Raw genomic sequence first — 22,559 nt, 5'->3', positions numbered from 1 at the left:
CGATTCAGAGCGCAGCACCATCGCGGTCGCCGGTGCGGATCCGCACCACGGTGTCGACGGGTGAAATGAAGATCTTGCCGTCACCGATCTCACCGGTCTTGGCGGCTTCAGCAATGGAATTGACGACGGTATCGACTCTGGAGTCGTCGATCACCACTTCAATTTTGAGTTTTTGCAGGAACTCGACGGTGAACTCAGAACCGCGATAACGCTCCACCTGGCCTTTCTGGCGCCCAAAGCCCCGCACTTCGCTCACGGTCATGCCGACGATGCCGGCGTTGACGAGGGCCAGCTTGACGTCCTCAAGCTTGAACGGACGGATGATCGCTTCGACTTTTTTCATGACGGCTAGTCGTGATGGCCTGAAACTAGGTGCTCAGACGCGATTTGAGGAGGTGGGTGAGGGCAATGGATCCAGGCTCAGTCCTGCTTCGGCTGCATCAGAGCAGAGGCTCTCAACGTCATCTCTGCACAGGGTGATGAGTCCGTCGGCCAGGAGCTCCCAGTGCTCCGACTCGAAATGGGTCTGAAGCCAAAGGATTCCGTGGACGCTTGCTGGAACCAACCGGAAGGAGGTGCCTTCAGCGAGCAGACGGAGATCCATGAAAGAGCCACAGACGACGTCTCTATTACGACCTGCGGCTCTCTCGAAAGATGTACGCGTTGCTACAGAATCAGGAGTTGAGCTGGACCTCTGCCTGCGCGCGGCGGTGCTGATAGATGCTGCCGCGGTAGTGGAGTTCCACGGTGGACTCGGTCGCTGCGGCGTGGCTCAGAGGCGCGTCGTAGTGGCGGCCGCGGTAGGTGTGGTCGACGCTGGCGTGGCTGAGGCGCTCGTGGTTTGCGGGGTTGTAGGTGACGCCGCGGTAGGTGCGCTCTTGGGTTTTCATCGGGTCTGGCCTCGAAGGGATGGCGTGTTGTCCGATCGGTGATCGGGATCGCTTCGTGGGAAGGAGCGTTGCTTCGCCGCGCGGGTGGCTACTTCCGGCTGGTGAGGGGCTGGCAAGCCAGGCCCAAGCCCAACGGTTTGTCCTTCAATGCATTTCTACCTTATTTCTGCTGTTCATGGCGAACAGTTTTGAGTTCTGTGATGGGGTTTTGCCGGATTGTTCTTCGCACTGGGCTTGCCGCTGACGGTGACGCTGGGTTTTAGGGTTTTTACAAAGCGTTGCGTTTCTCTCGTTTGATGAGTGCTTCCACGTCGGAATCCACCCGGACCCCCCTGTATGGCGAGCGGGCAATCGCCGAAGCCGAGCTGATCTGCTTTGACAATCCGCGTCCCGGTCGCCCTTTTGAAGTGTCAATTGAACTGCCGGAGTTCACCTGTCTCTGCCCGTTTTCCGGCTATCCCGACTTTGCGGTGCTGCGTCTGATGTATCAGCCCGGCCCGCGTGTGGTGGAACTGAAGGCCATCAAGCTCTACGTCAACAGTTACCGCGACAAGACCATCTCCCATGAGGAGGTGGCCAATCGCATCCTGGATGACTTGGTTGAAGCCTGCGATCCGGTCTGGATGCAGCTTGAGGCCGACTTTCATCCCCGCGGCAATGTGCACACTGTGGTTCGGGTCAGCCACGGAGAGCGTCAACCCTGCTGATCAGCGCAGGAAGTTCTGCTGCAAACCCAGCCAGGTTGCGATTGCAGAGGCCTGCCACATGAAGGCGGGCCGGGGTCGTTTCCGTTACGGCCCAGATCTGTCGGGTAGCCACCATGCTCAGGCCGCCTCCCAGCAGGGTGATGGCAAATCCCACGTACACCAGGGGAACGCCAGGGTCTCGTTTCAGAAGCAGCCCACTTGCCGGCATGATCTCCACCACCCGCAGCGGCAGTCCTTTGACGTCCGTTCCATCGCCACCGGGTCGCAGATTGGTGATCAGACTTCCGTCTGCATCGAACACTTGAACCGGGCCCTGCTCACTTCCTGTGCTCAGAAACACCGGTTCGCTGCCGTCCGGACGCGTGGGAAGCACAAGCCCCCAGATCTGATCACCAAGCTCTGGAAAGGTGCTGAGTGGCAGTTGCAACTGGGGGCTTCGCCCGATCTGCACGGTGATCGCGGCCAGAGACCAGTCCGCCTGATAGACGGTCATGCCTCGATAGCGCAGCGGATGATTCACACTGATCTTGCGTTCATCCTCGGGTTCGCCGGTCGGCGTCAACTGGAGGGTGGAACTGAACTGTTCAGGCCGACCGGCGGGATCGCGTTCGATGGCGAAATCCTTGAGGGTGACGCTCAGCCGGCTGTCGCCTGATGGACTGAGGAGATCCAGTGAACGTCCAGGCGCGAGAAAGCGCTCCAGTCGCTGACCGGCCAAGGCTCCCCATGCGGCTCCGATCAGGAGAAGCACCAGACCGGTGTGCACTAGCAGCGGTCCGACTTTGCCCACCACGCCGCGACGGGCCGCCAAGCGATCGCTCTGTTGCCGGACGTCCCATCCGTTCGCTTTCAGCTCACCGGCCAGAGCGTTCAGCGCTTCTTCACTGTCTGAGCAGGTGCGTGTTTCAGCCAGCGCCAGCTTGCTGAGCTGCCTTGGGCGGGAATAGTCGATCCAGCGCAGCGCCGCCTGCAGAGCAGGCCATTGCCGGCGCCAGCTGCAGAGCATCAGGGCCAGTCCCAGCAGGGCTAGCAGGGTCAGAAACCAGTTGCTGGCGTACACATGATCAAGCTGCAGACGCAGCATCAGGTCGCCGTTAATCAGGCCCAGCCATGGGTCTGCATTGAAGCGTTCCAGATACAGATCAGTGGCTTCCTGCTGAGGAAGAATGGTTCCAAGAGCACTGGCCAGAGCGATCAGCAGCAGTAAAGCGATCGCCAGTCGCAGGTCCGAAAGGATCGCCAGTATTCGTTTGAATAACGGCATGCCTAAACCACTCTCGCCAGCAGTGTGAGCGTGCCGACCGTGAGCAGAATCACGCCGCTGATGCTGGGGATCCAGCGACTGATTGAGCGCAGGGCCATGAGTTTGGGAATCGATGCAGCAACACTGCCCGCCAGGAGCAGTGGCAGCACCTGGCCGATCCCAAAGCTGAGCAGAAACAGGAGGCCGAGCACAGGATTCCCTGTGCTGGCGATCCACGCCAACAGGACTGCAAGCACTGGGGTGGTGCAAGGTGAAGCAGCCAAGCCGAAGGCAAGGCCAGCTGCGATCGGAGCCAATGGTGCTGGAACGTGACGGCTCCAGGCCTGAGGATCGGGACCTGCTGGCAGCGGCACACGCACAATGCCAAGCAGATTGAGCCCCATCACCACGGCCAGAATTGCCACGAGGGTGGGAATCAGTCCGGGAACCTGTCCGTAGATTCCACCCAGCAATCCACTCAGACTGCCCAGCATCACCAGGGCACCAACGATCCCGGTGCAGAAAGCGAGGCTGCGTTGCCAGGGTGGTTGTTCACTGTCGAACCCTGCCAGGTAAGCCATGGTCACGGGGAGCAATGACAGGGAGCATGGGCCCAGGCTGGTGAGCGCTCCCACTAGCAGAACAATGCCGAGGCTCAGCGGCCCCGGTTGCTGCAGGGTGTTGTTCAGCAGCTGCTCACCGCTGCGGGCCAGGTCTGACAAGGCCAGGTCGAGGAAGGCGATGGTGGTCTGCCCGAGCCGGAAGAGACAAAATCAAGATTACTGATCCTTGCAGTGCAGCTGTCGAAGCGCAGTCCTGTGACCGTTGTTCCTGCGGATGGGAATCAGATGGGATGACCGGATGAATGTGCTGGTCGTGCCCGTCGTCGACGGCGCTCCGAAGCTGGCCTCTGGCCGACGCCACGTCCGCCGATCAGTCCCGTCGATTCCAGCGAGCATCGGAGTAAAAGACCCACAATCATCAGACTCGAGAGCAGGGAGTTGCCTCCATAACTCATCAGTGGCAGCGGTAGGCCTGTGGTGGGCATCGCTCCAGAAGCCACAGCGATATTCATCACTGATTGGCCCACCAGGAGCGTGGCACAACCAATGGCCACCAGGCGGGCTTGGTTGTTGCGACAGCGCAAGGCCACGCGCAGGCCCAGATAGCCGATCAGCATCAGGAACAGCAACAGCAAGAGAGAGCCCACCAGTCCGAATTCCTCGGCATAGACCGCAAAAATGAAATCAGTGCTCTGGATCGGCAGGTACTGAAGCTTCTGGGTCGAGAGTCCGAACCCCTGTCCGAACGGCCCTCCTGAGCCGATGGCTAGAAGGCTCTGAATCAATTGGTACCCATCGCCTTGCGGGTCTTTCCAGGGGTTCAGAAACGAAATCACCCGCAATCGCTGGTACTCGTTGATCAGGATGCTGGCAGTTCCCAGCATGGCTCCGCCGATGGCGGTGCCGAAGAGTTGAACCAGCGGAAGACCTGCTGAAAAGGCCATCAACCAGATCAGTAGACCGCTGAGTGCCGCCGTACTCAGATTGGGCTGTTTGAGAATGAGCAGCACCAAGATGCCGAAGCTGCTGAGCCAGAGCAGTTTCTGATCCAGGCGCGTTCGCTTCCAATGGGCAAACAGGTTGGCGGCCTGGAGCACCACGAATGGTTTGACCAATTCCGACGGTTGGATCTGGATGGGACCGATCACCAGCCAGCGGCTGGCGCCATTGACGGTTGTTCCCATCACCAGGGTGGCGGCGATCAGCAGACAGCCAATCCAGAGTGCTGGTCCTGCCACTTTGAGCCATCGCCTCAGATTGATGGAGGCGGTGAAGGCCATCAGGCTCCAGCTCGCGGTCATCCAGACCAGCTGTCGCTTGAGGTAGTAGGCCCCTTCTCCCTGTTCCCGCGCTGCGACCCACCAGCTGGCTGATGCCAAAACAAGTAGTCCAGCCAGGCTCCAGATGGCTGTAAGCGTCAGTAAAAGTCTTGCTTCCGCCGGCCACAACGACCAGTCGAGAGGTAAGTGGCGTTGCCAGAAGGGGCTGGGGTCAGAGGCTATGGCGTTCCGCTCCTTCACAGTGCCCCTCCGTGAGGATCGACTCCTTTTGGAGATCACGCTGGCGCTGCTCAAAACGATTCACAATATTGCTTCTATTGAGCCGTCCGAATCAGGGTTTGCCAAGGGATCTCCCACAAAAAAACCCGACCTAAGGCCGGGTTTCGAAAGATGGAGGAACTGATGCTCAGTTGCCCACGTTGACCTGACGGTTTCCCGTGCAGAGCTCAACTTTGATGATTCGACCTCCCTGTTTCTGGATGCGCTGTTGCTCAGCAAACCAGCTGTCGTAGGGCACCCACTTCGTAAAGAAGGTGTTTTGCAATTCGCGCTGCGTCCGAACCTTTTCAGGACTGGGGATACAGGCGGTGACTTTGAACAACCGCATTGGCTCAGTTGCCGAGGCCGGAGCAGATGTAGTCGAAATACACACCCATTTCCTTGCCGGCGTCAGGACCAACTAAGGAAGCGGTCACTTCCTTCATGGCTTGGATGGCTTGAACCGTTGCACCGATGGGCACACCCAGAGAGTTGTAGGTCTCCTTGAGACCGTTCAACACACGCTCATCGAGAATCGAGGTGTCACCAGCCAGCATGGCGTAGGTGGAGTAGCGCAGGTAGTAGTCCAGATCGCGGATGCAAGCTGCATAGCGACGTGTGGTGTACATGTTGCCACCGGGACGGGTGATGTCCGAATAGAGCAGAGCCTTGGCCACGGCATCGCGAATGATGGCCGAAGCATTCGCGCTGATCGTGGCAGCAGCCCTGACGCGGAGCTCACCGCTGGCGAAGTAGCTCTCGAGGTTGGTCATGGACGCCGTGTCCAGGTACAGACCTTGGACGTCGGACTTGTTGATGACGTTGGTGATCGCGTCTTGCATGGATCAGAAGTGACGTGAAGGGAGCGTTGGTATCGGGGATCAGGCGAGAGCGCCCACCACGTAGTCGAAGTAGAAGCCGGCTTCCTCGGCATCAGCACCGCTGAGGATGCCCATGGCCACGGTCTTCATCTCGCGCACAGCTTCAGCCATGGCTTCGAGGGGGGTGCCAAGGGAGCGATAAAGCTCACGGGCGCCGATCACTCCGATCTCTTCGATAGGGGTGACGTCACCGGCAACAACGCCGTAGGTGACGAGTCGGAGGTAGTAATCCATGTCCCGGAGACAGGTGGCTGTCATCGCTTCTCCATAGGCGTTACCACCGGGAGAAATGACATCGGGACGCTTTTGAAACAGTTGACCACCAGCGGTCTTGACGATGCGTTCGCGGCTCTCGCTGAGAACCTGAGCGACACGCAGACGACGTTGTCCGCCGCTGACGAAAGCCTTGATCTGGTCCAGTTCGCCTGGGCTGAGATAGCGGGCTTCGGCGTCCGCGTTGATGATCGAGTTGGAGACGATGCTCATGCAGTTCTACCTCGAAGCAAGCGGCCGCCCGTAGGAGACCGGTATCCGGTGAGTGGTGTGGAGATCTCGATTGAGATCGGATGCAGCTTAAGGGCCGCGGGGGCTCGGATCGGGGAAATCCGAGTGGAAAGAGCCTCAGATGTTGTATCTGTTGACTTTCCGGGTGGCGCCGGTCTGTTCGCGATGCCGAGAGCAGTCAGGCCAACGTGATTCTCATTCAGCAGCCTGAAGCGGCTGAGTCCCGGTAACAGATCTTCATTGGCAGTCTATGGCCCTGAAGTTGAAGTTCTTATCGTGGGATTGCGGCCCTTTATTGATAAATAGGCATGAAAAAGCCGGAGGACTTGATTGCTCCGGCTCAAATAATGTTGGGTTGAATCCAATTGGATTCAAATCATGGCTTCCGAACGACTTGTTCTGGTCAGAGGGCGTCCCCCGGAGGAGGTGTCAGGCCTGCATTGCCCCGATAGAGGCTGGCGGTACGAGCAAGTGTTGACTGAGCAACCCCAAGCCGCGTGCTCAGATTGTCCAGATCGGGGACATCAGAGGGATCCACGCCGGTTGATGCCCTCAGCGTCAACACATCTCTCACCGCATCGGGTTGACCGGATTCGGCACGAATCTGCAGAAAGCGACTGGTTTCTGCCGGGGTTGAGGCCCGTCCCAAAAGGGCCATGGTTGCGGCCGTTGCAGCACGAAGCGGGGCCATACGAGAGAGACGTTCCTGGAACGCTTCACTGAGAGCGACTGACTCAATGAAACCCTCGAGATCGATCTGGCCATCGCGCAGCATTGATTCAGGTGTCTGGAGACGTTCCGCCTGCAGAGGCACACGATTCAGCAGTTGCCTGTAAACGGCATCCAGCACCTCACGGCGTTCGGAATCCGAGGCTGAGCGTACGAGTTTTGCCTTCATCGGAAGGCCAGCCCGCCTCCGATAGCCGGCGGCATCGCCCACGGGCAGTGCGGCTTGAAGACGCGCCTGAGGTTGGTCCGGTTGAACCATCCGAGCTCGGCCGGAGAAGGTGCTCGGCGAACTCAGTGAACGGCTCCAGGATTCAGCGGTGCCTGAGCCCGTTCCGCGACCCGAGCGATCCGGAATGCTGCGCATTCGGGGATTCCAGGGGCCGGTTGGAGCCACTTCGCTGATGCCGTTCATCCAGTTGGTGATGCCACCGTTGTTGCTGGTGCTGGGTGCAAGATTGCGTTGGGTCAGCTCGCCGCTGCCCCGAAATGCAGTGCTTCGGCTGGCATCAGGCCGGCTTCCCATCGTCAGATCCGCCACAGCTGCCGCTTCGAACGGTCTGCGCAGGGACGGTGCACGACGGGTGTTCAGATCGCCAGGAGTGATGAACCGCTCATAAGGAACGGTGTCTTCACCGAAGCAATCCTTGTAATCCTTGCTGTCGAGCAAAGCGTCGACAACGCCGTAGAAGCCGCGGCGAGCCGCGGTGTCGAACAACGCATCAATTTCCCACCGGCCGAACGTTGGACGTCCGAGCAAGCGACGGTGCATCACTTCGATGGCCTTCGCGATGTAGAGGCCTTCCCAGTAACGGCGCCGGAAGGCGTCGGAGCGGGCCACGCTGCGGACGAAATCCCTCAGGCTGATGTCGCCATTCTCCAGGCGGGCTTCTTCGGATCCGAGACGTTCACCGGCATAACCGGCGTTGCCGAGAACCTGGACGTAGACCGCCTGAATGACCGCCTGGGTGGACGATTCGGTATTGCGGATGCTGGGTTGTCCGGACCTGCGAGGCATGGCTGCTCCGCCGGTGGCAATTTGCTGCAGCCTCACCACACGGGGACCCACCTTGCGTGGTCGACTTCCCCGGAACTGAGGACTGTCCATCTGTCCCGGCTGTGCAATGCCGTTGCTGACCAGCAGTCGGCGCGTGTCGTAGCTGAACGGTGCCGGTCGGGTGGAGACGGACGCTGTGCCCGAAGGGAAAATGGCTCCGTACTGGTTGCCAACGGGATCGTTGCCCCCCCCGTAGACGTGCTGATCAGCCAGTGGTTGGCGGTAAGACGCGTAGAGCGTCACGTATTGAGGTGCGCCTTCGAAGGGTGCGCTGAATTTGAACAGCCGTCGGTTGGAGCCCCAGCCAGCGCTTTCCTGTGCTTCCTCTCCCAGATCACGCAGATAGGGAACCGTTTCTTCTCCGAAGGTCTGTGCGTATTCGCTGCTGTTGACCAGGACATCCACGAGTCCATTCAGCCCCTGCTCACTCACGATGGAGAAGGACTTGCGGAATTCCTCCAGGGAGCTGACGCCACGACCGAGGAAATGGCGATAGGCCAACTCCACGACGCGGCTGTTCACAAACCGTCCGTAGAACTGGGTTCTGTATTCCTTGCTTTTACCGAGAGCACGAATGAACTCGCGCATGGAAATCTTGCCCTGCACGAGCTGACTGGCTTCCGAGCGACAGGGGGTCTGTGAGTAGCCCTTGGCGATGTCGCGTTCGAACACCTGCCTGTAGGCCGCGCGAACAATCTCTGCCTTTTCCGCGCCGGACAGACCCGGTCGCATTTCAAAGCGTTGAGCTGATTCCGATGCCAAGGCATAGATCGCGGGCAGCTGTAAGCCCTGGCTCACCGGGCTGCCGGGTTTCTGGCGTGTGGAGGGTGTTGCGACGGCCAGTTCCTTCAACAACACGTTGAAGCAATCGATGGCCAGCCGGCGGGCTTCAGGACGCTCTCGCAGCAGCTCCGCACAGGCGGCACGCATCTCCTGAAGTGCCACGTTGGTGGCGATCAGGGAGCAATTTTTCTCAAGGATGTCGCGCAGTCCGCGGGTGTTCACCGCAAGGATGCTGGGGTCACCAGCGACGAGCGCGTAGCCCACGTAGCGCAGGAACCATCCGAGGTCGCGAACGGACTTGCGCATGAAGGCGGGACCGTATTTGGCCACGCTGATGGCGTTGAATCCCGTGGGAAGAACCACGCGGACATCAGCGTCTCCACCGGTTCCTTCCAACAGACGCGTGATGAAGTTGCCCCGTTTGGTGATGCCGCTGTCACCGGTAAAGGTGCGCACGGATTGTTCGAACGCCACCTGGTCAGCTGCCAAAGGTGTGGCGTCAGATGACCGGGCGAGTTCGCCAGTGCTGAGGGGGGCTTCGAGGAACGACAGCGGTGTGCCACCGACAAAGATGCGGTTGGCAGCACGGGCCACGATCGCCTCGGCGTTCGACGCAATGATCCGCGACGCTTCTAGTCGGTCGTTGCCGCTGCGGAAGAAGGTGATCAGAGTGTCGAGCTCGCCTCCATCGGGGAAGCGGTCTTGCTGTTCTGCCTGGCGAACGCTGGAGAGCGGCAGGGTGTCGTACAGCTGGGGGGAAACCCTTGGGCTGCCGCTGCTGGCGGTCACGGTCATGAACGGGAGCAAGCAGGGTCCGGCCACGTTACGGCTCGCTCCGAGGCGTCTCGAGCCAGCATGAACAAATGTTTGCAGGGGTTGCTGCAAGAGGCGTGCCACAGGGGGCGCCCATGAAATGCTCCAAACCCAAACCACCCTCTGGAGTCCGCCGCCCCGTGAAGCCCACGCCTTCGGATGCCGCCACACCCGTGGTGAGCGATTTCTATGACCGGTTTCCCTATCCAGGAGATCCACTTCAGGATGGTCCGCCACCTGGTTACAACTGGCGTTGGTGCCATGACAGCGTGCTGGCCGCAGTCCATGGAGCCGTCCCCAAGCGCTCCGACCGTTCCATGCCGGTGCGGATTCTGGATGCGGGATGCGGAACCGGTGTCAGCACCGATTACCTCTGCCATTTGAACCCCGGCGCCCAGGTTCTTGCTGTCGACATCAGCGCCGGAGCACTCGACGTTGCACGTGAGCGGCTGCAACGGTCTGGAGGCGCCGATCAGGTGGATGACCTGCGTCAGGAACAGCGCAGCCTTCTCGACCTTCAGGGAGAGGGACCCTTCGACTACATCAACTCAGTGGGAGTGCTGCATCACCTGCGTGATCCGTTGGCGGGGCTCAAGGCACTGGGATCGCTCTTGGCTGATGGGGGCCTGTTGCATCTCTTTCTTTACGCCAATGGCGGTCGTTGGGAGATCCACCGCACTCAGAGGGTTCTGACCCGTCTCGGAGCCGGGACGGGAGCCGAGGGCCTGCGCCTGGGTCGAGACCTGTTTCAGTCGCTTCCGGAGAGCAATCGCCTGCGGCTCAATTACGAGCAGCGCTGGCGGATCGACACCGCAGCTGATTCCAACTTCGCAGACATGTACCTCCACCCTCAGGAAACCAGCTACGACCTCAGCAGCCTCTTCTCCCTGATCGACATTGCAGGTCTTCAGTTCGCCGGGTTCTCGAATCCGGCGGTCTGGAATCCTTCTCGGCTCCTCCAGGGGGAGCTTTTGGACAGGGCTCTTGCGCTTCCCGAGCGGGATCGGTGGCTGCTGGTGGAAGATCTCGATCCTGACATCAGCCATTTCGAATTTTTCGTGTCGCGCACGCCCATTCGTCCTCATCAATGGGATGACGATGCCGAGCTGCTCAAGACCCGTGGTCGTCGACAACCCTGTCTCTGGGGGTGGCCGTCCGCCAATCTGCTCGGGCCTGATCTCGAGCCGATCAGCTTGAGCGCTGCGGAGATTGGCTTGCTGGAAGCCATCGAGAATCAGCCCGATCATGCACTGGGTGAGCTGGGTCTGGGCGATGAGACTGCTGCCGTGGCAAGAGAGCTTGTGGCCCGGAAACTGCTGCTTCTCGAGCCCTGAGCTGCCGGTGCAGGAGAAAACGCGTGATAGATTCCGCGCGCTTTCTCAGATGTTGTTTGCTGGCTACCACCACCACCGAATCAACCGCGGCATCCGTTGTGACTGATTCGGGTATGGGCGAGTACGCAAAGCTCCAACAACGCCTGATGCTGGCCACTTTGGCGATTTCTCTAGTTGCGGCTCTGATCGCGCTGGTCCGATTTGATGCTCTGGTGGCCCGCAGCTTGCTGGTGGGTTCATGCGCTGGTCTTCTTTACCTGCGCCTGCTCGCCCGCAGCGTCGCCCGGCTCGGCGGAGGTTCCCGTCAGGTTGGTCGGTTCCAATTGGTTGTGCCAATGCTTCTTGTCGTTGCAGCGGCCAAACTCCCCCAACTTGAACTGCTTCCAGCCTTCCTCGGTTTCCTTCTCTACAAGCCAGCTCTGATTCTTCAGACCGTCATCGACGGCTGAGTCCGCGCACTTCCCCCACACATGGTTCCGTCGCTCCTCAACCTGCCGTTTGCCGAACTGGAGGTCGGTCAGCACCTCTATTGGCAAATCGGCAACCTGAACCTCCACGGCCAGGTTTTTCTCAGCTCCTGGGTCGTGATTGGCCTGCTGCTGCTGCTCGTGGTGAGTGGCACCCGCAAGATGGAGCGTGATCCCAAGGGTGTGCAGAACCTCCTTGAGTTCCTCTGGGATTACCTCCGAGAACTCGCCCGCGAGCAGATCGGAGAAAAGGCTTATCGCGACTGGCTTCCTTTCGTGGGAACCCTGTTCTTGTTCATTTTCGTCTGCAATTGGGGTGGCGCCTTGATCCCCTGGCGTCTGATCGAGCTCCCCAACGGTGAGCTGGGTGCCCCGACCGCAGATATCAACACCACAGTGGCCATGGCCCTGCTGGTGTCGCTCTCCTACTTCTATGCAGGTCTGAGCCGTAAAGGTCTGCGGTACTTCGAGTACTACGTGGAGCCGACCCCGATCATGCTCCCGTTCAAGATCATCGAGGACTTCACCAAGCCCCTCTCCCTGTCTTTCCGTCTTTTCGGAAACATCCTGGCTGATGAGCTGGTGGTGGCCGTTCTCGCCTTTCTGGTGCCTGTTCTGGTTCCCCTGCCAGCCATGTTCCTCGGCCTGTTCACCAGTGCCATTCAGGCCCTGATTTTCGCGACGCTCGCCGCCAACTACATCGGCGAAGCCGTTCACGAAGAGGCCCACTAAGCCTCGTCTCATCTTTCGCAGGTCCCCCGCGATCTGCTAAACACATCGCGCGCAGGTCCGGGTGGAACCGGGCCCACTCTCTTCAGTGGGGGTGTCCCGGGCGCGCCCTGCCCTTTCCGCGCTCATCCTGCGCAACTCCAACCGCTTTCCACCAATGAGTGATCTGACCTCCGCCGCTTCCGTTCTGGCCGCCGCCCTCGCGGTGGGTCTCGCCGCCATCGGCCCTGGTATCGGCCAGGGCACCGCAGCCGGTCAGGCTGTGGAAGGCATCGCCCGCCAGCCTGAAGCTGAAGGCAAGATCCGCGGCACCCTGCTGCTGTCTCTGGCTTTCATGGAAGCTCTGACCATCTACGGCCTGGTTGTGGCTCTGGTGCTCCTGTTCGCCAACCCCTTCGCCGGCTGATCAGGTCTCCGCGCGGAAGGACGTTGAGTCCTTCCGTGTCCCTGATTCGTTCGATTTGATTCACCCCATCGCACCCTTCCATGCCCTGGCTTCTGCTTGCTGAAGCAGGTGTTCCGGAGGGAGGTCTTTTCGACCTCGATGCCACCTTGCCGCTGATGGCGGTTCAGGTGGTTCTCCTCACCTTCCTGCTCAATTCCCTGTTCTTCCGGCCGGTCGGCAAGGTCGTGGAGGATCGCGAGGGTTACATCGCGACCAGTCGTGCTGACGCCAAGCAAAAGCTTGAGCAGATTCAGCGACTGGAAGCCGATCTCCAGGACCAACTCCGTGGAGCCCGTCAGGCGGCCCAAGCCGCCATCGTCGAGGCCGAACAGGAAGTGGACCGTCTCTACCGCGAGGCTCTTGCTGAAGCGGAGACCGAAGCCAACCGCACCCGCGAAAAGGCTCGGAGAGAGATCGAAGCTCAGCGTGAAACCGCCCAGACCAAGTTGATGGGTCAGGTTGATCAGCTCAGTGCCCAGATCATTAAACGACTTCTGGCTGCCTGATGACCATGCTTCCCACACTGTTCGCTTCCGAAGGCGGCTTCGGTCTCAACCTCAACCTGTTCGAGACCAACCTCATCAACCTGGTCATCGTGATCGGGGTTCTGTATTGGTTCCTCAAAGGGTTCCTCGGTGGAATCCTCGAGCGTCGTCGTCAGGCCATCCTCAAGGATCTTGAGGATTCCGAAGGTCGTCTCCGCAAGGCAACCGCCGAACTCGCACGTGCCCAGGAAGACCTGGCTGCTGCGCAGCAGAAGGCAGAAAAAATCCGAGTTGATGGCAAGGCCCGTGCCGAAGCCATCCGCAAGGACGGTGAGCAACGCACCATTCAGGCCATGGCAGCTCTCAAGCAGGATGCCCTGGCTGATCTGAATGCTGAAGGAGCCCGCCTGACTGAAGAGCTCCGTCGCCAGGCCGCACTTGCCGCCATCGACAAGGTGATGGCTGAACTCCCCGGACGTTTGGATGCTGCGGGCCAATCCCGCCTCATCGATTCCTCCATCAGCAATTTGGAGGATGCCTGATGCCCCTTCTCAACACCCTGGCCACTCCCTACGCCGAAGCTCTGCTTCAGGTCACCGACGCCCGCAGCGAATCGGATGATGTGGCCGCCCAGTGCAAGGAGCTGCTTGCTCTCTGGGATTCCAGCGATTCACTGCGTGAGGCCATGACCTCACCGGTGCTCGAGCCCGCTGCCAAGAAGAAGGCTCTCACCGAGCTGCTCTCTGAGCAGGTCAAGCCTTCCCTGATGAATCTGCTCAAGGTTCTCGCAGACCGTCAACGTCTCGCTGCGTTTGATTCGGTCCTGCGCCGGTTTCTTGAGTTGTATCGGGACTCCCGCAACATTTCCCTGGCCCACGTGCGCTCGGCTCAGGCACTCACCGAAGCCCAGACAGCGTCGCTGACGGCCAAGGTGCAGTCCATGGTCGGCACCGGCACGGTCGAAATCGACCTGACCATCGACCCCAGCCTCATCGGTGGCTTTGTCGTGAACATCGGCTCTCAGGTCATCGATGCCAGCCTGTCTGGCCAGGTCCGACGTCTGGGTCTTGCTCTCGCCAAGGCGAGCTGATCCCCTTCTTCTTCACCCCTCCGCTCCTCCTTTCACGCCCTTTCCCAGGGATTACCCGCCATGGTTTCCATCCGTCCTGACGAGATCAGCGCCATCCTCAAACAGCAGATCGAGGACTACGACAAGTCCGTTTCGGTCAGCAACGTTGGCTCCGTTCTGCAGGTGGGCGACGGCATCGCCCGTGTGTACGGCCTCCAACAGGTGATGGCCGGAGAACTGGTTGAGTTTGAAGACGGCACTGAAGGCATCGCCCTCAACCTTGAGGACGACAACGTCGGTGCCGTGCTGATGGGTGAAGGCCTCGGCATTCAAGAAGGCAGCACCGTTCGCGCCACCGGCAAGATCGCTTCAGTGCCTGTCGGCGACAGTCTTCTTGGCCGTGTGGTCAATCCCCTGGGCGTGCCCCTCGATGGCAAAGGTGATCTCGGCACCACCGAGACCCGTCTGATCGAATCCCCCGCTCCCGGAATCATCCAGCGGAAGTCGGTTCATGAGCCGATGCAGACTGGCATCACCGCGATCGACGCGATGATCCCCATCGGCCGTGGCCAGCGTGAGCTGATCATCGGTGACCGTCAGACCGGCAAAACCGCGATCGCCATTGACACCATTCTGAATCAGGCCGATCAGGACGTGGTCTGCGTTTATGTGGCCATCGGCCAGAAGGCGGCTTCCGTTGCTCAGGTGACCGAAGTTCTGCGTGAGCGTGGTGCCCTCGACTACACCGTGATCGTTGCGGCGAACGCATCTGATCCCGCTGCTCTGCAATATCTGGCTCCTTACACCGGTGCCTCCATCGCCGAGTACTTCATGTACAAGGGCAAGGCCACTCTGGTCATTTACGACGATCTCTCCAAGCAGGCTCAGGCTTACCGCCAGATGTCACTGCTGCTCCGTCGTCCGCCCGGTCGTGAGGCTTATCCCGGCGATGTTTTCTACTGCCACAGCCGTTTGCTGGAGCGTGCAGCCAAGCTGTCCGACGCCATGGGCAAAGGTTCGATGACCGCTCTGCCGATCATCGAAACCCAAGCTGGCGACGTGTCGGCCTACATCCCCACCAATGTGATTTCGATCACGGATGGTCAGGTGTTCCTGAGCTCCGACCTGTTCAACTCCGGTCTGCGTCCCGCCATCAACGTCGGTATCTCCGTGAGCCGCGTGGGTGGTGCAGCCCAGACCAAGGCCATTAAGAAGATTGCCGGCACCCTGAAGCTTGAGCTCGCTCAGTTCGACGAGCTGGCTGCGTTCTCCCAGTTCGCATCCGATCTCGATGCTGCAACCCAGAAGCAGCTGGGCCGCGGTAAGCGTCTGCGTGAGCTGCTCAAGCAGCCACAGTTCAGCCCCCTGGTGCTGGCTGAGCAGGTGGCCATCGTCTACGCCGGCGTCAAGGGTCTGATCGACGACGTTCCCGTCGAACAGGTTGTTCAGTTCTCCCGTGAACTGCGCGAGTACCTGAAGAGCAACAAGCCTGAGTTCATCAAGAAGATCCAGGACGAGAAAGTTCTCAGCCCCGAGGCTGAAACCATGCTGAAGGAGGCCATCTCCGAAGTGACCTCCACCATGCTGGCGACCGCTAACTGAGGTCTGAGGTATGGCAAATCTCAAAGAGATCCGAGACCGAATTAAATCGGTCAAGAACACCCGCAAGATCACCGAGGCCATGCGCCTCGTGGCTGCGGCCAAGGTTCGCCGCGCTCAAGAGCAGGTGTTGCGCAGCCGTCCCTTTGCGGATCGTCTTGCGCGCCTGCTGGAAAATCTTCAGACGCGAATGCAGTTTGAAGACGCTGATGCTCCTTTGATGGAGCAGCGCAATGTTGAGTCGATCACCCTTGTCGCGGTCACCGGCGACCGTGGTCTCTGCGGTGGTTACAACACCAACATCATCAAGCGCACTGAAGTGCGTTTCGCAGAGCTTCAGAGCAAGGGCTACAAGGTTGATCTGGTGCTGATCGGTCGCAAAGCCATCAGCTATTTCACCAACCGCAACTACCCGATTCAGGCCACCTTCACAGGTCTGGAGCAGGTGCCCACCGCAGACGAAGCCGGTTCCATCGCCAACGAGGTGTTTGCTGAGTTTCTCTCGGAAACCACCGACCGCGTTGAGATCATCTACACCAAGTTCATCAACTTGGTGAGCTGCAAGCCTGTCGTTCAGACCTTGCTGCCTCTCGATCCTCAAGGGATCGCAGAAGCGGATGATGAAATCTTCCGTCTCACCACCAAAGATGGTGAGCTGCGGGTGGAATCGGGTTCGGCTCCTGCCAACACCCAGCCGGAGCTTCCCTCCGACATCGTGTTTGAGCAGAGCCCTGAGCAGCTCTTGAATGCACTGCTTCCTCTGTATTTGCAGAATCAGCTGCTGCGCTCTCTGCAGGAATCAGCAGCGTCCGAGCTTGCCAGCCGGATGACTGCGATGAATAACGCCAGCGACAACGCTAAGGCGCTCGCCAAGACGCTCACCCTGGATTACAACAAGGCGCGTCAGGCTGCGATTACGCAGGAGATTCTCGAGGTGGCAGGTGGTGCTGCCGCTGTTGGTTGATCTCATCTCAACCGTTTTTCTTCGCCGGCCCCAGGGCCGGCTTTTTTATTGCCGATCGGTTCAGTGGTCTTGAACGAGGATGGCGAGGCGGTGTGATCGCCTGCCTGTGGAGCTGCACCATCTGTTCCCCACCGTTGTTGCAACGGATCGCCTCGTTCTTGACCCGCTGGATCTGGCGGCTCAACTGCAGACGCTCCTGGCGATGCGGGGTGACGCCTCCAGCAATCCCGATGAGGGCTGCGCCTGGACCGGCGATCTCAATGGCGTGTGGCAGTTGCATGAGCACCCTGACTTCCGTGACCTGGCGGATCAGGTGACGACGCGCGTCTGGCGTTATTTGGCGTTGACGGGATTCGATGCCGATGCACTTGACCTTCATCTGCAGCGCTGCTGGCCTGTGCTCAGCGAGTGGGGGCAAGTGGTCGGGCGACACCACCATCCCAATGCGCATCTCAGTGCTGTTCTGTATTTCAGCGGTGATGGCAGCGGTGTGGATGGACCGTTGTGTCTGCACGCGCCGCAGCAGCTCAACGAACTGGTTCCGGGTTTGGCCGTCGGCCATGGCGGGCCCATCAGCCATGACCACCCCTGCAATCAGCGGGAATGGATGCTGTCCTCGGAACCGGGTTTGCTGGTGTTGTTCCCGTCGCGGTTGCACCACAGCGTGGCGGCCAACGAGACAGAGGATGCGCTGCGTGTGTCCGTCAGTTTTGACTTCGTGCTCACTGCGCGTGCTGCAGGCCGTCCTCCGGAATACCTGTCGCCCCATCCCCATCAATGGCAGCGCTGCAAACGGCCCGTGCCCTGAGAGGATGCCATGCCTGGAACGTCCCCTGAAGGATGAGCGAATCAACGGTGGCCACCTACACAATCAGTGTTGAGCTGGATGGCCAGCAGCATCAGTTCCAGTGTCGTGCCGATCAGACCGTGCTCTCGGCGGCTGAGGCTGCTGGGGTGATGGTGCCCAGTTCCTGTTGTGCCGGGGTCTGCACCACCTGCGCCGCCCGCCTCAGTGAGGGTGCGGTGCATCAGCCGGATGCCATGGGAGTGAAGGAGGATCTGCGCAAGGACGGCTTCTCACTGCTGTGTGTGGCCTATCCCCGTTCGGATTTGAAGGTGATTGCTGGTCAGGAAGATGCGCTCTATGAGGCCCAGTTCGGTCAGTACCAGAAGTGAAGCTGTCGTCGCTCAGGCTTGATCTGATTCGGCCTGAGCACCAGGGGATCGTTGAGATGCGCAACTGGGTGCATCAGCAGTTGCATCCCCACGGTCAGCCGCTGCGTTGGGCGATCACAGGGCTTGCCGTCAATGCGGCTGGGCAGCAGTGCGTGCAGGTGGAGGCCGTGGTGCTCACACCAACGGTGGACACGCCGTGACACGACCACTTCCCACCCTGATGGTGGTTCCCACAGGGATTGGCTGTGAGATCGGCGGCTTTGCGGGCGATGCCCTGCCCAGTGCCCGCTGCTTGGCAGCAGCCAGTGGTTGTTTGATCACGCACCCGAATGTGATGAACGGTGCGGCCCTCTACTGGCGTGATCCCCGCATTCACTACGTCGAGGGATATGCCCTTGACCGTTTCGCTGCAGGTGATCTGCGGTTGCGTCCTGTGCGGCGTCAACGCATCGGATTGCTCCTGGATGCCGGCATCGAGGCTGATCTGCGCCAGCGGCATCTGCAGGTGGCCGATGGCTGTCGGGCCACACTCGGCTTGGAGATCGGCCCTGTGGTTACCAGCGATGTGTCGTTGGGGGTGACGCTGGAGCAGGGTGAGAGCGGTGCGAGCTGGGGCACCATGCAGCGACCGGATGCGTTGTTGCGAGCCGGAGAACAGCTCAAGGCTGCCGGTGCGACGGCCATTGCTGTGGTCGCACGTTTCCCGGAGGATTCCGACGCCACCGCACTGGAGGCGTACCGCCATGGTTCAGGCGTGGATGCTTTGGCGGGCGCTGAAGCGGTGATCAGTCATCTGCTGGTCCGGCATCTGCAGCTCCCCTGTGCGCATGCACCGGCCCTGGGGGCGCTGCCTCTCGACCCCGATCTGGATCCTCGAGCGGCTGGAGAGGAACTTGGACACACCTTTCTTGCTTGTGTGCTGGTGGGCCTGGCCCAGGCGCCGTCGCTGGTGGCCGCCTCCGGTTCGGTTCATGCCGGGGACCTGGCGGCGGAGCAGCTCGGTGCCATGGTCGTGCCGGATGGCGCCTTGGGCGGGGAAGCGGTCCTCGCCTGTCTCGAACGCCGCGTTCCCGTGATTGCCGTTCACAACCCTGGCGTGCTGTCGGTGACGGCCGAGGCCTTGGCGTTAGGCGAGCATGTGCTGAAAGCCTCCTCCTACGCCGAGGCAGCCGGGTTGCTGATGGCGCTGCGCGAGGGCATCGCGCCGCAGGCCTTGACCCGTCCTCTGCCTGGCTTGCGGGAGCTGAGCTGATGACACGGGGGTTTGCCACGGCCGCTCAATCGTGTCCCTGCGGCAGCGGTGACACCCTCGACCATTGCTGCGGTCCTCTGCATCGTGGTGAACGCAAGCCTGCGACGGCGGAAGCGCTGATGCGCTCGCGTTACTCCGCCTATGCCCTTGGGGAGCTCGACTATTTGATTGCCACCCATCCCATGCCCTCTGAAGCACCTGCTCAACGGCGTCGTGACCTGAAACAGAGCTGTCGCGACAGTCGATGGTGCGGTCTCAAGGTGCTGTCCGCCGAGGCTGGTACAGCCGATGATCTGGAGGGCATCGTGCGTTTCGAGGCGGTCTTCTCGGCCGGAGGCCAGCGCTTTGTGCACCGTGAGACGTCGTTGTTCCAACGCCGCAATGGAGACCCCGAGGGTGATTGGCTTTACATCCGCGCGTTGGATTGACGCCTCAACGCAGGCAGGCCATCGGATGCCGTGGGGGGACGCCCAGGGCCTTGGCGACGCCGGGGTGACAGACCGCACCCTTCACAGTGTTCAGGCCTGAGAGCAACTCCGGCCGTTCGGTCACGGCTTCTTCCAGGCCGCGTCCGGCAATGCCGAGGATGTAGGGCAGCGTCACGCTCACCAGGGCTTCCGTGGATGTGAAGGGCACAGCGCCGGGCATGTTGCCGACGGCGTAATGCTGCACACCGTGAATGCAGACCGTTGGATTCGTGTGTGTGGTCTCCCGGCTGGTGGCGACACAGCCCCCCTGATCGACGGCCACATCGACAATCGCTGAGCCGGGTTGCATCTGCCTGACCATCTCTTCATCCACCAGGGTGGGAGCCCGACCGCCAGGGGTCAGCACGGCACCGATCAGGAGGTCGGCCGTTGGCACCAGCCGCTCCAGCAAGCCGCGACTGCTCACCATGCTGATTAAGCGACCACGGCGATCTGATTCCAGACTGCGCAACCGCTCCGGAGATCGATCCAGCAGTAGCACTTCGGCATCCATGGCGGCGGCGAGCCGGGCGGCATTCCAGCCCACCGTGCCGGCACCCAGCACCACCACCTTCGCTGGACGGACGCCGGTGCAGCCTCCGATCAACACACCGCGCCCACCGTTTGGGCGCTCTAGCAGGCGTGCACCCACCTGGGCTGCCAAGCGTCCGGCGATTTCGCTCATCGGTGCCAGCAGAGGCAGGCTGCCGTTTTCCAGTTGCACCGTCTCATAGGCCACGCCCGTGGTGCCTGCATCCAGCAGTGCCTGACCCACCTTGCTGTAGGCCGCCAGGTGCAAATAGGTGAACAGCACCATGTCGTCCCGCAGCAGGCCGAACTCCTCCGGCTGGGGCTCCTTCACTTTCACCACCAGGTGGGCGCCCCAGGCTTCCTCGCGATCCACCAGGCGAGCGCCCGCGGAGGCGAAGGCGTCATCGCTGATTCCGGCTCCTGCCCCAGCACCATGCTGGATGCGCACCTCCAGGCCGTGGGTCACCAGTTCACGCACCGCATCGGGGGTGAGTGCCACCCGCTGCTCATCGGCTTTGATTTCGGTGGGCACGCCGATGCTGGCCATCGGTGCCGTCAGGACGGAATGGGCCATGGAGGGCGGAATCGTCCCTTTAATCTGGCTCAGACGGCCGCGATCGGCAGCCGCCAGCCGCTACCGAAGGCCTGGTTGCTCATCTTCAGTACGGGAGCGGCCTGTCGGCGTTTGAATTCCGCGCGTCGGAACAGGCGTTCGATCCGCTCGACTTCCCTGGGATCGTGACCGGCGCCCACAAGCTGATCTCCGCTGAGCCGATGTTCGATTAGATCGATCAGCAACGGATCCAGCCGGTCGTAGTCGGGCAGCGAGTCGATGTCCTTCTGGTCTGGGCGCAACTCGGCGCTGGGCGGTTTCTCGAGAATCGCTGTTCCGATCAGTGCGCCTTCTGCGGGAAGGCCGAGCTCGCTTCGGCAGGGGCCTGCGGCGTCGCTTTCCAGCCAGCGACAAAGCGCGAACACGGTCGACTTGTAGAGATCGCCAATCACCGCCAGACCACCATTCATGTCGCCGTAAAGGGTGCAATAGCCCACGGCCAGTTCGGATTTGTTGCCGGTGGTGAGCAGCAGTTGTCCCTGTTGGTTGGCGACGGCCATCAGCAGCGTGCCGCGGATGCGCGACTGCAGATTTTCTGCGGTCACGCCGCTGGGCGCGGCCTGGAGCGCGGGGGTCAAGGTCGTTTCAAAGCCCTCCATCAGGGTTTCGATCGGAACGATGGAATGGGCCAATCCCAGACGCTCGCTGAGCGTGAGTGCATCAGTGATCGATCCGGAGGAACTCCATGGCGATGGCATCAGCAGCGTCTGCACCTGCTCGGCGCCAAGCGCTGCGGCGGCAATCACCGCCACCAGCGCGGAGTCGATGCCTCCGCTGAGGCCGAGCAGGGCTTTGCCGAATCCACACTTTCCGGCGTAGTCCCTCACCCCGGTCACCAGAGAGCGGAACAGCAGCTCCAGTTCGTCACTGGCTTCATGGTCCCTGGCGTTCTGGTCGGTGGTGTCCTGGTCAGTGGCGTCTCCCTCTGGATTCCAGATTGCGGCGGTGGTCACACAGCTCGGTAGCTGCAGCAGCGGCGTCTCGCTGTTGCTGCCCATCACGAAGCTGGCGCCATCAAACACCAGTTCGTCGTTGCCCCCCACCTGGTTCACATAGACCACAGGGCAGCGCAGCCGTTGCGCAGCCCGGAAGGCCAGACGCTGCCGCAGTGCAGCTTTGCGACGTCCGAAGGGTGAGGCGGAGCAGTTGATCAGCAGGTCAATGTGTTGGTCGATCAGGCCCCCCACAGGATCCGGTCCCACCAGTCGGCGATCGTGCAGTTCGTCCTCCACCCAGAGGTCTTCGCAGATGGTCAGGCCAATCCGCCAGTCCCGCCCCCCCTGGCGCAGCGTGATGTTTGCGGCTCCCTGACTGGGGCGGAAATAGCGCGTCTCATCGAACACGTCGTAGCTGGGCAGCAGCTGTTTGCGGGCTGCCACACGCCACCCCCCTGCCTCCACCAGTGCGAGGGCATTGAACAGCGATGGATGCAGGGAATCCTCCGCTGCATCCGCGAAGCCCACCAGCAAGGCCATGGCCGAACCACGGCTGGTCAGGCCCCTGCAGAGCACTTCTAGGGCTTCCGTCTGCTGCTGAAGGTGAGCAGAGCTGAACAGGAGATCTCGCGGTGGATACCCCCATAGCGACAGCTCCGGCGTCACCATCAGGGCCGGCGGCGTCGCTTCGTTGCGGGTCACATCGTCGACGGCCTGCAGGATGCGGTCGGCGTTGCCAAGCAGATCGCCCACCACAGGATTGATCTGGGCCAGAGCGACACGCATCG

At 60.9% G+C, this 22,559-nt stretch carries 27 protein-coding genes; 15 read left to right on the top strand and 12 right to left on the bottom strand.

From position 1 onward, the window contains the following. Nucleotides 1-4 precede the first annotated feature (4 nt). From SynNOUM97013_RS10840 to SynNOUM97013_RS10830, 3 genes are all read right to left on the bottom strand, one after another. Complete coding sequence (locus SynNOUM97013_RS10840) at nucleotides 5-343, bottom strand: P-II family nitrogen regulator (RefSeq protein WP_186470301.1); 339 nt, start codon at nucleotides 341-343, stop codon at nucleotides 5-7. Nucleotides 344-376: 33 nt separating this feature from the next. Next, nucleotides 377-604, bottom strand: a complete 228-nt coding sequence (locus tag SynNOUM97013_RS10835; protein ID WP_186479803.1) for a hypothetical protein — start codon at nucleotides 602-604, stop codon at nucleotides 377-379. A 70-nt stretch (nucleotides 605-674) separates the two neighbouring features. Further along, entirely contained in the window at nucleotides 675-890 is a 216-nt protein-coding gene (locus tag SynNOUM97013_RS10830; protein WP_186479802.1) for a DUF4278 domain-containing protein, read from the bottom strand. A gap of 296 nt (nucleotides 891-1,186) precedes the next feature. Here SynNOUM97013_RS10830 and queF point away from each other — a divergent pair, with 296 nt between their 5' ends. Beyond that, nucleotides 1,187-1,597, top strand: coding sequence for a preQ(1) synthase (gene queF, locus SynNOUM97013_RS10825; RefSeq protein ID WP_186479801.1), 411 nt, complete (start codon nucleotides 1,187-1,189; stop codon nucleotides 1,595-1,597). Here queF and SynNOUM97013_RS10820 read toward each other — a convergent pair. The 7 genes from SynNOUM97013_RS10820 to SynNOUM97013_RS10790 form a co-directional block, all read right to left on the bottom strand. Further along, nucleotides 1,569-2,861 carry a cytochrome c biogenesis protein ResB gene (locus tag SynNOUM97013_RS10820; RefSeq protein WP_186479800.1) on the bottom strand — a complete coding sequence of 431 codons (1,293 nt, stop codon included), beginning with the start codon at nucleotides 2,859-2,861 and terminating at the stop codon, nucleotides 1,569-1,571. The genes queF and SynNOUM97013_RS10820 overlap by 29 nt on opposite strands. 2 nt (nucleotides 2,862-2,863) lie before the next feature. Next, nucleotides 2,864-3,532, bottom strand: coding sequence for a cytochrome c biogenesis CcdA family protein (locus tag SynNOUM97013_RS10815; RefSeq protein ID WP_255443101.1), 669 nt, complete (start codon nucleotides 3,530-3,532; stop codon nucleotides 2,864-2,866). A 152-nt stretch (nucleotides 3,533-3,684) separates the two neighbouring features. Continuing rightward, the gene (locus SynNOUM97013_RS10810; RefSeq protein WP_255442751.1) at nucleotides 3,685-4,977 is read right to left on the bottom strand and encodes an FtsW/RodA/SpoVE family cell cycle protein; all 1,293 of its coding nucleotides are present in this window, start codon (nucleotides 4,975-4,977) and stop codon (nucleotides 3,685-3,687) included. Between the two features lie 112 nt (nucleotides 4,978-5,089). Further along, a complete protein-coding gene (locus SynNOUM97013_RS10805) occupies nucleotides 5,090-5,290 on the bottom strand; it encodes a phycobilisome linker polypeptide (protein ID WP_186479799.1) in 201 nt (66 codons plus the stop codon). 4 nt (nucleotides 5,291-5,294) lie between these two features. Beyond that, entirely contained in the window at nucleotides 5,295-5,783 is a 489-nt protein-coding gene (apcB, locus tag SynNOUM97013_RS10800) for an allophycocyanin subunit beta (protein WP_186479798.1), read from the bottom strand. Nucleotides 5,784-5,822: 39 nt separating this feature from the next. Continuing rightward, the gene (locus SynNOUM97013_RS10795; RefSeq protein WP_067095786.1) at nucleotides 5,823-6,308 is read right to left on the bottom strand and encodes an allophycocyanin; all 486 of its coding nucleotides are present in this window, start codon (nucleotides 6,306-6,308) and stop codon (nucleotides 5,823-5,825) included. A 421-nt stretch (nucleotides 6,309-6,729) separates the two neighbouring features. Continuing rightward, on the bottom strand, nucleotides 6,730-9,687 hold the full coding sequence (locus SynNOUM97013_RS10790) for a phycobilisome rod-core linker polypeptide (RefSeq protein ID WP_186481589.1): 2,958 nt from the start codon (nucleotides 9,685-9,687) through the stop codon (nucleotides 6,730-6,732). Nucleotides 9,688-9,800: 113 nt separating this feature from the next. Between SynNOUM97013_RS10790 and SynNOUM97013_RS10785 the strand changes: the two genes are divergently transcribed. The 14 genes from SynNOUM97013_RS10785 (at nucleotide 9,801) to SynNOUM97013_RS10720 (ending at nucleotide 19,653) form a co-directional block, all read left to right on the top strand. Continuing rightward, nucleotides 9,801-11,039: a trans-aconitate 2-methyltransferase gene (locus tag SynNOUM97013_RS10785; RefSeq protein WP_186479797.1), complete on the top strand. Its 1,239-nt coding sequence runs from the start codon at nucleotides 9,801-9,803 to the stop codon at nucleotides 11,037-11,039. 113 nt (nucleotides 11,040-11,152) lie between these two features. Next, on the top strand, nucleotides 11,153-11,488 hold the full coding sequence (locus SynNOUM97013_RS10780; protein WP_186479796.1) for a hypothetical protein: 336 nt from the start codon (nucleotides 11,153-11,155) through the stop codon (nucleotides 11,486-11,488). 21 nt (nucleotides 11,489-11,509) lie between these two features. Then, nucleotides 11,510-12,238, top strand: coding sequence for a F0F1 ATP synthase subunit A (gene atpB / locus SynNOUM97013_RS10775; RefSeq protein WP_186470311.1), 729 nt, complete (start codon nucleotides 11,510-11,512; stop codon nucleotides 12,236-12,238). 154 nt (nucleotides 12,239-12,392) lie between these two features. Continuing rightward, entirely contained in the window at nucleotides 12,393-12,641 is a 249-nt protein-coding gene (gene atpE, locus SynNOUM97013_RS10770; RefSeq protein WP_006911576.1) for an ATP synthase F0 subunit C, read from the top strand. Between the two features lie 80 nt (nucleotides 12,642-12,721). After that, on the top strand, nucleotides 12,722-13,186 hold the full coding sequence (locus SynNOUM97013_RS10765; protein ID WP_186479795.1) for a F0F1 ATP synthase subunit B': 465 nt from the start codon (nucleotides 12,722-12,724) through the stop codon (nucleotides 13,184-13,186). After that, on the top strand, nucleotides 13,186-13,707 hold the full coding sequence (locus SynNOUM97013_RS10760) for a F0F1 ATP synthase subunit B (protein ID WP_370586422.1): 522 nt from the start codon (nucleotides 13,186-13,188) through the stop codon (nucleotides 13,705-13,707). Before SynNOUM97013_RS10765 ends, SynNOUM97013_RS10760 begins: the two co-directional genes overlap by 1 nt. Continuing rightward, nucleotides 13,707-14,255, top strand: a complete 549-nt coding sequence (atpH, locus tag SynNOUM97013_RS10755; protein WP_186470314.1) for an ATP synthase F1 subunit delta — start codon at nucleotides 13,707-13,709, stop codon at nucleotides 14,253-14,255. The genes SynNOUM97013_RS10760 and atpH overlap by 1 nt, the downstream gene beginning before the upstream one ends. Nucleotides 14,256-14,315: 60 nt before the next feature. Beyond that, the gene (gene atpA / locus SynNOUM97013_RS10750) at nucleotides 14,316-15,836 is read left to right on the top strand and encodes a F0F1 ATP synthase subunit alpha (protein ID WP_186479794.1); all 1,521 of its coding nucleotides are present in this window, start codon (nucleotides 14,316-14,318) and stop codon (nucleotides 15,834-15,836) included. A gap of 10 nt (nucleotides 15,837-15,846) precedes the next feature. Beyond that, the gene (locus SynNOUM97013_RS10745) at nucleotides 15,847-16,797 is read left to right on the top strand and encodes a F0F1 ATP synthase subunit gamma (RefSeq protein ID WP_186470316.1); all 951 of its coding nucleotides are present in this window, start codon (nucleotides 15,847-15,849) and stop codon (nucleotides 16,795-16,797) included. Nucleotides 16,798-16,876: 79 nt separating this feature from the next. Further along, a complete protein-coding gene (locus SynNOUM97013_RS10740) occupies nucleotides 16,877-17,605 on the top strand; it encodes a TIGR02466 family protein (RefSeq protein WP_186479793.1) in 729 nt (242 codons plus the stop codon). A gap of 32 nt (nucleotides 17,606-17,637) precedes the next feature. Further along, entirely contained in the window at nucleotides 17,638-17,973 is a 336-nt protein-coding gene (locus SynNOUM97013_RS10735; protein ID WP_186479792.1) for a 2Fe-2S iron-sulfur cluster-binding protein, read from the top strand. Further along, nucleotides 17,970-18,173, top strand: a complete 204-nt coding sequence (locus SynNOUM97013_RS10730; protein WP_186479791.1) for a hypothetical protein — start codon at nucleotides 17,970-17,972, stop codon at nucleotides 18,171-18,173. The genes SynNOUM97013_RS10735 and SynNOUM97013_RS10730 overlap by 4 nt, the downstream gene beginning before the upstream one ends. Nucleotides 18,174-18,193: 20 nt before the next feature. After that, entirely contained in the window at nucleotides 18,194-19,225 is a 1,032-nt protein-coding gene (locus SynNOUM97013_RS10725) for a DUF3326 domain-containing protein (protein WP_186481587.1), read from the top strand. Beyond that, complete coding sequence (locus tag SynNOUM97013_RS10720; protein WP_186479790.1) at nucleotides 19,225-19,653, top strand: YchJ family protein; 429 nt, start codon at nucleotides 19,225-19,227, stop codon at nucleotides 19,651-19,653. The genes SynNOUM97013_RS10725 and SynNOUM97013_RS10720 overlap by 1 nt, the downstream gene beginning before the upstream one ends. 4 nt (nucleotides 19,654-19,657) lie before the next feature. Here the strand turns inward: SynNOUM97013_RS10720 and ald are convergent, their stop codons facing one another. Together ald and SynNOUM97013_RS10710 are read right to left on the bottom strand one after the other, a co-directional pair. Further along, nucleotides 19,658-20,797, bottom strand: a complete 1,140-nt coding sequence (gene ald / locus SynNOUM97013_RS10715) for an alanine dehydrogenase (protein ID WP_186479789.1) — start codon at nucleotides 20,795-20,797, stop codon at nucleotides 19,658-19,660. 29 nt (nucleotides 20,798-20,826) lie between these two features. After that, the gene (locus SynNOUM97013_RS10710; RefSeq protein ID WP_186479788.1) at nucleotides 20,827-22,557 is read right to left on the bottom strand and encodes an NAD+ synthase; all 1,731 of its coding nucleotides are present in this window, start codon (nucleotides 22,555-22,557) and stop codon (nucleotides 20,827-20,829) included. Nucleotides 22,558-22,559 lie beyond the last annotated feature (2 nt).

It is taken from the genome of Synechococcus sp. NOUM97013 (assembly GCF_014279815.1).
Lineage (GTDB): Bacteria > Cyanobacteriota > Cyanobacteriia > PCC-6307 > Cyanobiaceae > Synechococcus_C.
This window is presented reverse-complemented; position numbering and strand designations above follow the sequence as displayed.

What these genes read in the sequence shown, in the direction of transcription:
- SynNOUM97013_RS10840 (WP_186470301.1), bottom strand. Translation starts at nt 343, where the DNA reads ATGAAAAAAGTCGAAGCGATCATCCGTCCGTTCAAGCTTGAGGACGTC.
- SynNOUM97013_RS10835 (WP_186479803.1), bottom strand. Translation starts at nt 604, where the DNA reads ATGGATCTCCGTCTGCTCGCTGAAGGCACCTCCTTCCGGTTGGTTCCA.
- SynNOUM97013_RS10830 (WP_186479802.1), bottom strand. Translation starts at nt 890, where the DNA reads ATGAAAACCCAAGAGCGCACCTACCGCGGCGTCACCTACAACCCCGCA.
- queF (WP_186479801.1), top strand. Translation starts at nt 1,187, where the DNA reads ATGAGTGCTTCCACGTCGGAATCCACCCGGACCCCCCTGTATGGCGAG.
- SynNOUM97013_RS10820 (WP_186479800.1), bottom strand. Translation starts at nt 2,861, where the DNA reads ATGCCGTTATTCAAACGAATACTGGCGATCCTTTCGGACCTGCGACTG.
- SynNOUM97013_RS10805 (WP_186479799.1), bottom strand. Translation starts at nt 5,290, where the DNA reads ATGCGGTTGTTCAAAGTCACCGCCTGTATCCCCAGTCCTGAAAAGGTT.
- apcB (WP_186479798.1), bottom strand. Translation starts at nt 5,783, where the DNA reads ATGCAAGACGCGATCACCAACGTCATCAACAAGTCCGACGTCCAAGGT.
- SynNOUM97013_RS10795 (WP_067095786.1), bottom strand. Translation starts at nt 6,308, where the DNA reads ATGAGCATCGTCTCCAACTCGATCATCAACGCGGACGCCGAAGCCCGC.
- SynNOUM97013_RS10790 (WP_186481589.1), bottom strand. Translation starts at nt 9,687, where the DNA reads ATGACCGTGACCGCCAGCAGCGGCAGCCCAAGGGTTTCCCCCCAGCTG.
- SynNOUM97013_RS10785 (WP_186479797.1), top strand. Translation starts at nt 9,801, where the DNA reads ATGAAATGCTCCAAACCCAAACCACCCTCTGGAGTCCGCCGCCCCGTG.
- SynNOUM97013_RS10780 (WP_186479796.1), top strand. Translation starts at nt 11,153, where the DNA reads ATGGGCGAGTACGCAAAGCTCCAACAACGCCTGATGCTGGCCACTTTG.
- atpB (WP_186470311.1), top strand. Translation starts at nt 11,510, where the DNA reads ATGGTTCCGTCGCTCCTCAACCTGCCGTTTGCCGAACTGGAGGTCGGT.
- atpE (WP_006911576.1), top strand. Translation starts at nt 12,393, where the DNA reads ATGAGTGATCTGACCTCCGCCGCTTCCGTTCTGGCCGCCGCCCTCGCG.
- SynNOUM97013_RS10765 (WP_186479795.1), top strand. Translation starts at nt 12,722, where the DNA reads ATGCCCTGGCTTCTGCTTGCTGAAGCAGGTGTTCCGGAGGGAGGTCTT.
- SynNOUM97013_RS10760 (WP_370586422.1), top strand. Translation starts at nt 13,186, where the DNA reads ATGACCATGCTTCCCACACTGTTCGCTTCCGAAGGCGGCTTCGGTCTC.
- atpH (WP_186470314.1), top strand. Translation starts at nt 13,707, where the DNA reads ATGCCCCTTCTCAACACCCTGGCCACTCCCTACGCCGAAGCTCTGCTT.
- atpA (WP_186479794.1), top strand. Translation starts at nt 14,316, where the DNA reads ATGGTTTCCATCCGTCCTGACGAGATCAGCGCCATCCTCAAACAGCAG.
- SynNOUM97013_RS10745 (WP_186470316.1), top strand. Translation starts at nt 15,847, where the DNA reads ATGGCAAATCTCAAAGAGATCCGAGACCGAATTAAATCGGTCAAGAAC.
- SynNOUM97013_RS10740 (WP_186479793.1), top strand. Translation starts at nt 16,877, where the DNA reads ATGGCGAGGCGGTGTGATCGCCTGCCTGTGGAGCTGCACCATCTGTTC.
- SynNOUM97013_RS10735 (WP_186479792.1), top strand. Translation starts at nt 17,638, where the DNA reads ATGAGCGAATCAACGGTGGCCACCTACACAATCAGTGTTGAGCTGGAT.
- SynNOUM97013_RS10725 (WP_186481587.1), top strand. Translation starts at nt 18,194, where the DNA reads ATGGTGGTTCCCACAGGGATTGGCTGTGAGATCGGCGGCTTTGCGGGC.
- SynNOUM97013_RS10720 (WP_186479790.1), top strand. Translation starts at nt 19,225, where the DNA reads ATGACACGGGGGTTTGCCACGGCCGCTCAATCGTGTCCCTGCGGCAGC.
- ald (WP_186479789.1), bottom strand. Translation starts at nt 20,797, where the DNA reads ATGGCCCATTCCGTCCTGACGGCACCGATGGCCAGCATCGGCGTGCCC.
- SynNOUM97013_RS10710 (WP_186479788.1), bottom strand. Translation starts at nt 22,557, where the DNA reads ATGCGTGTCGCTCTGGCCCAGATCAATCCTGTGGTGGGCGATCTGCTT.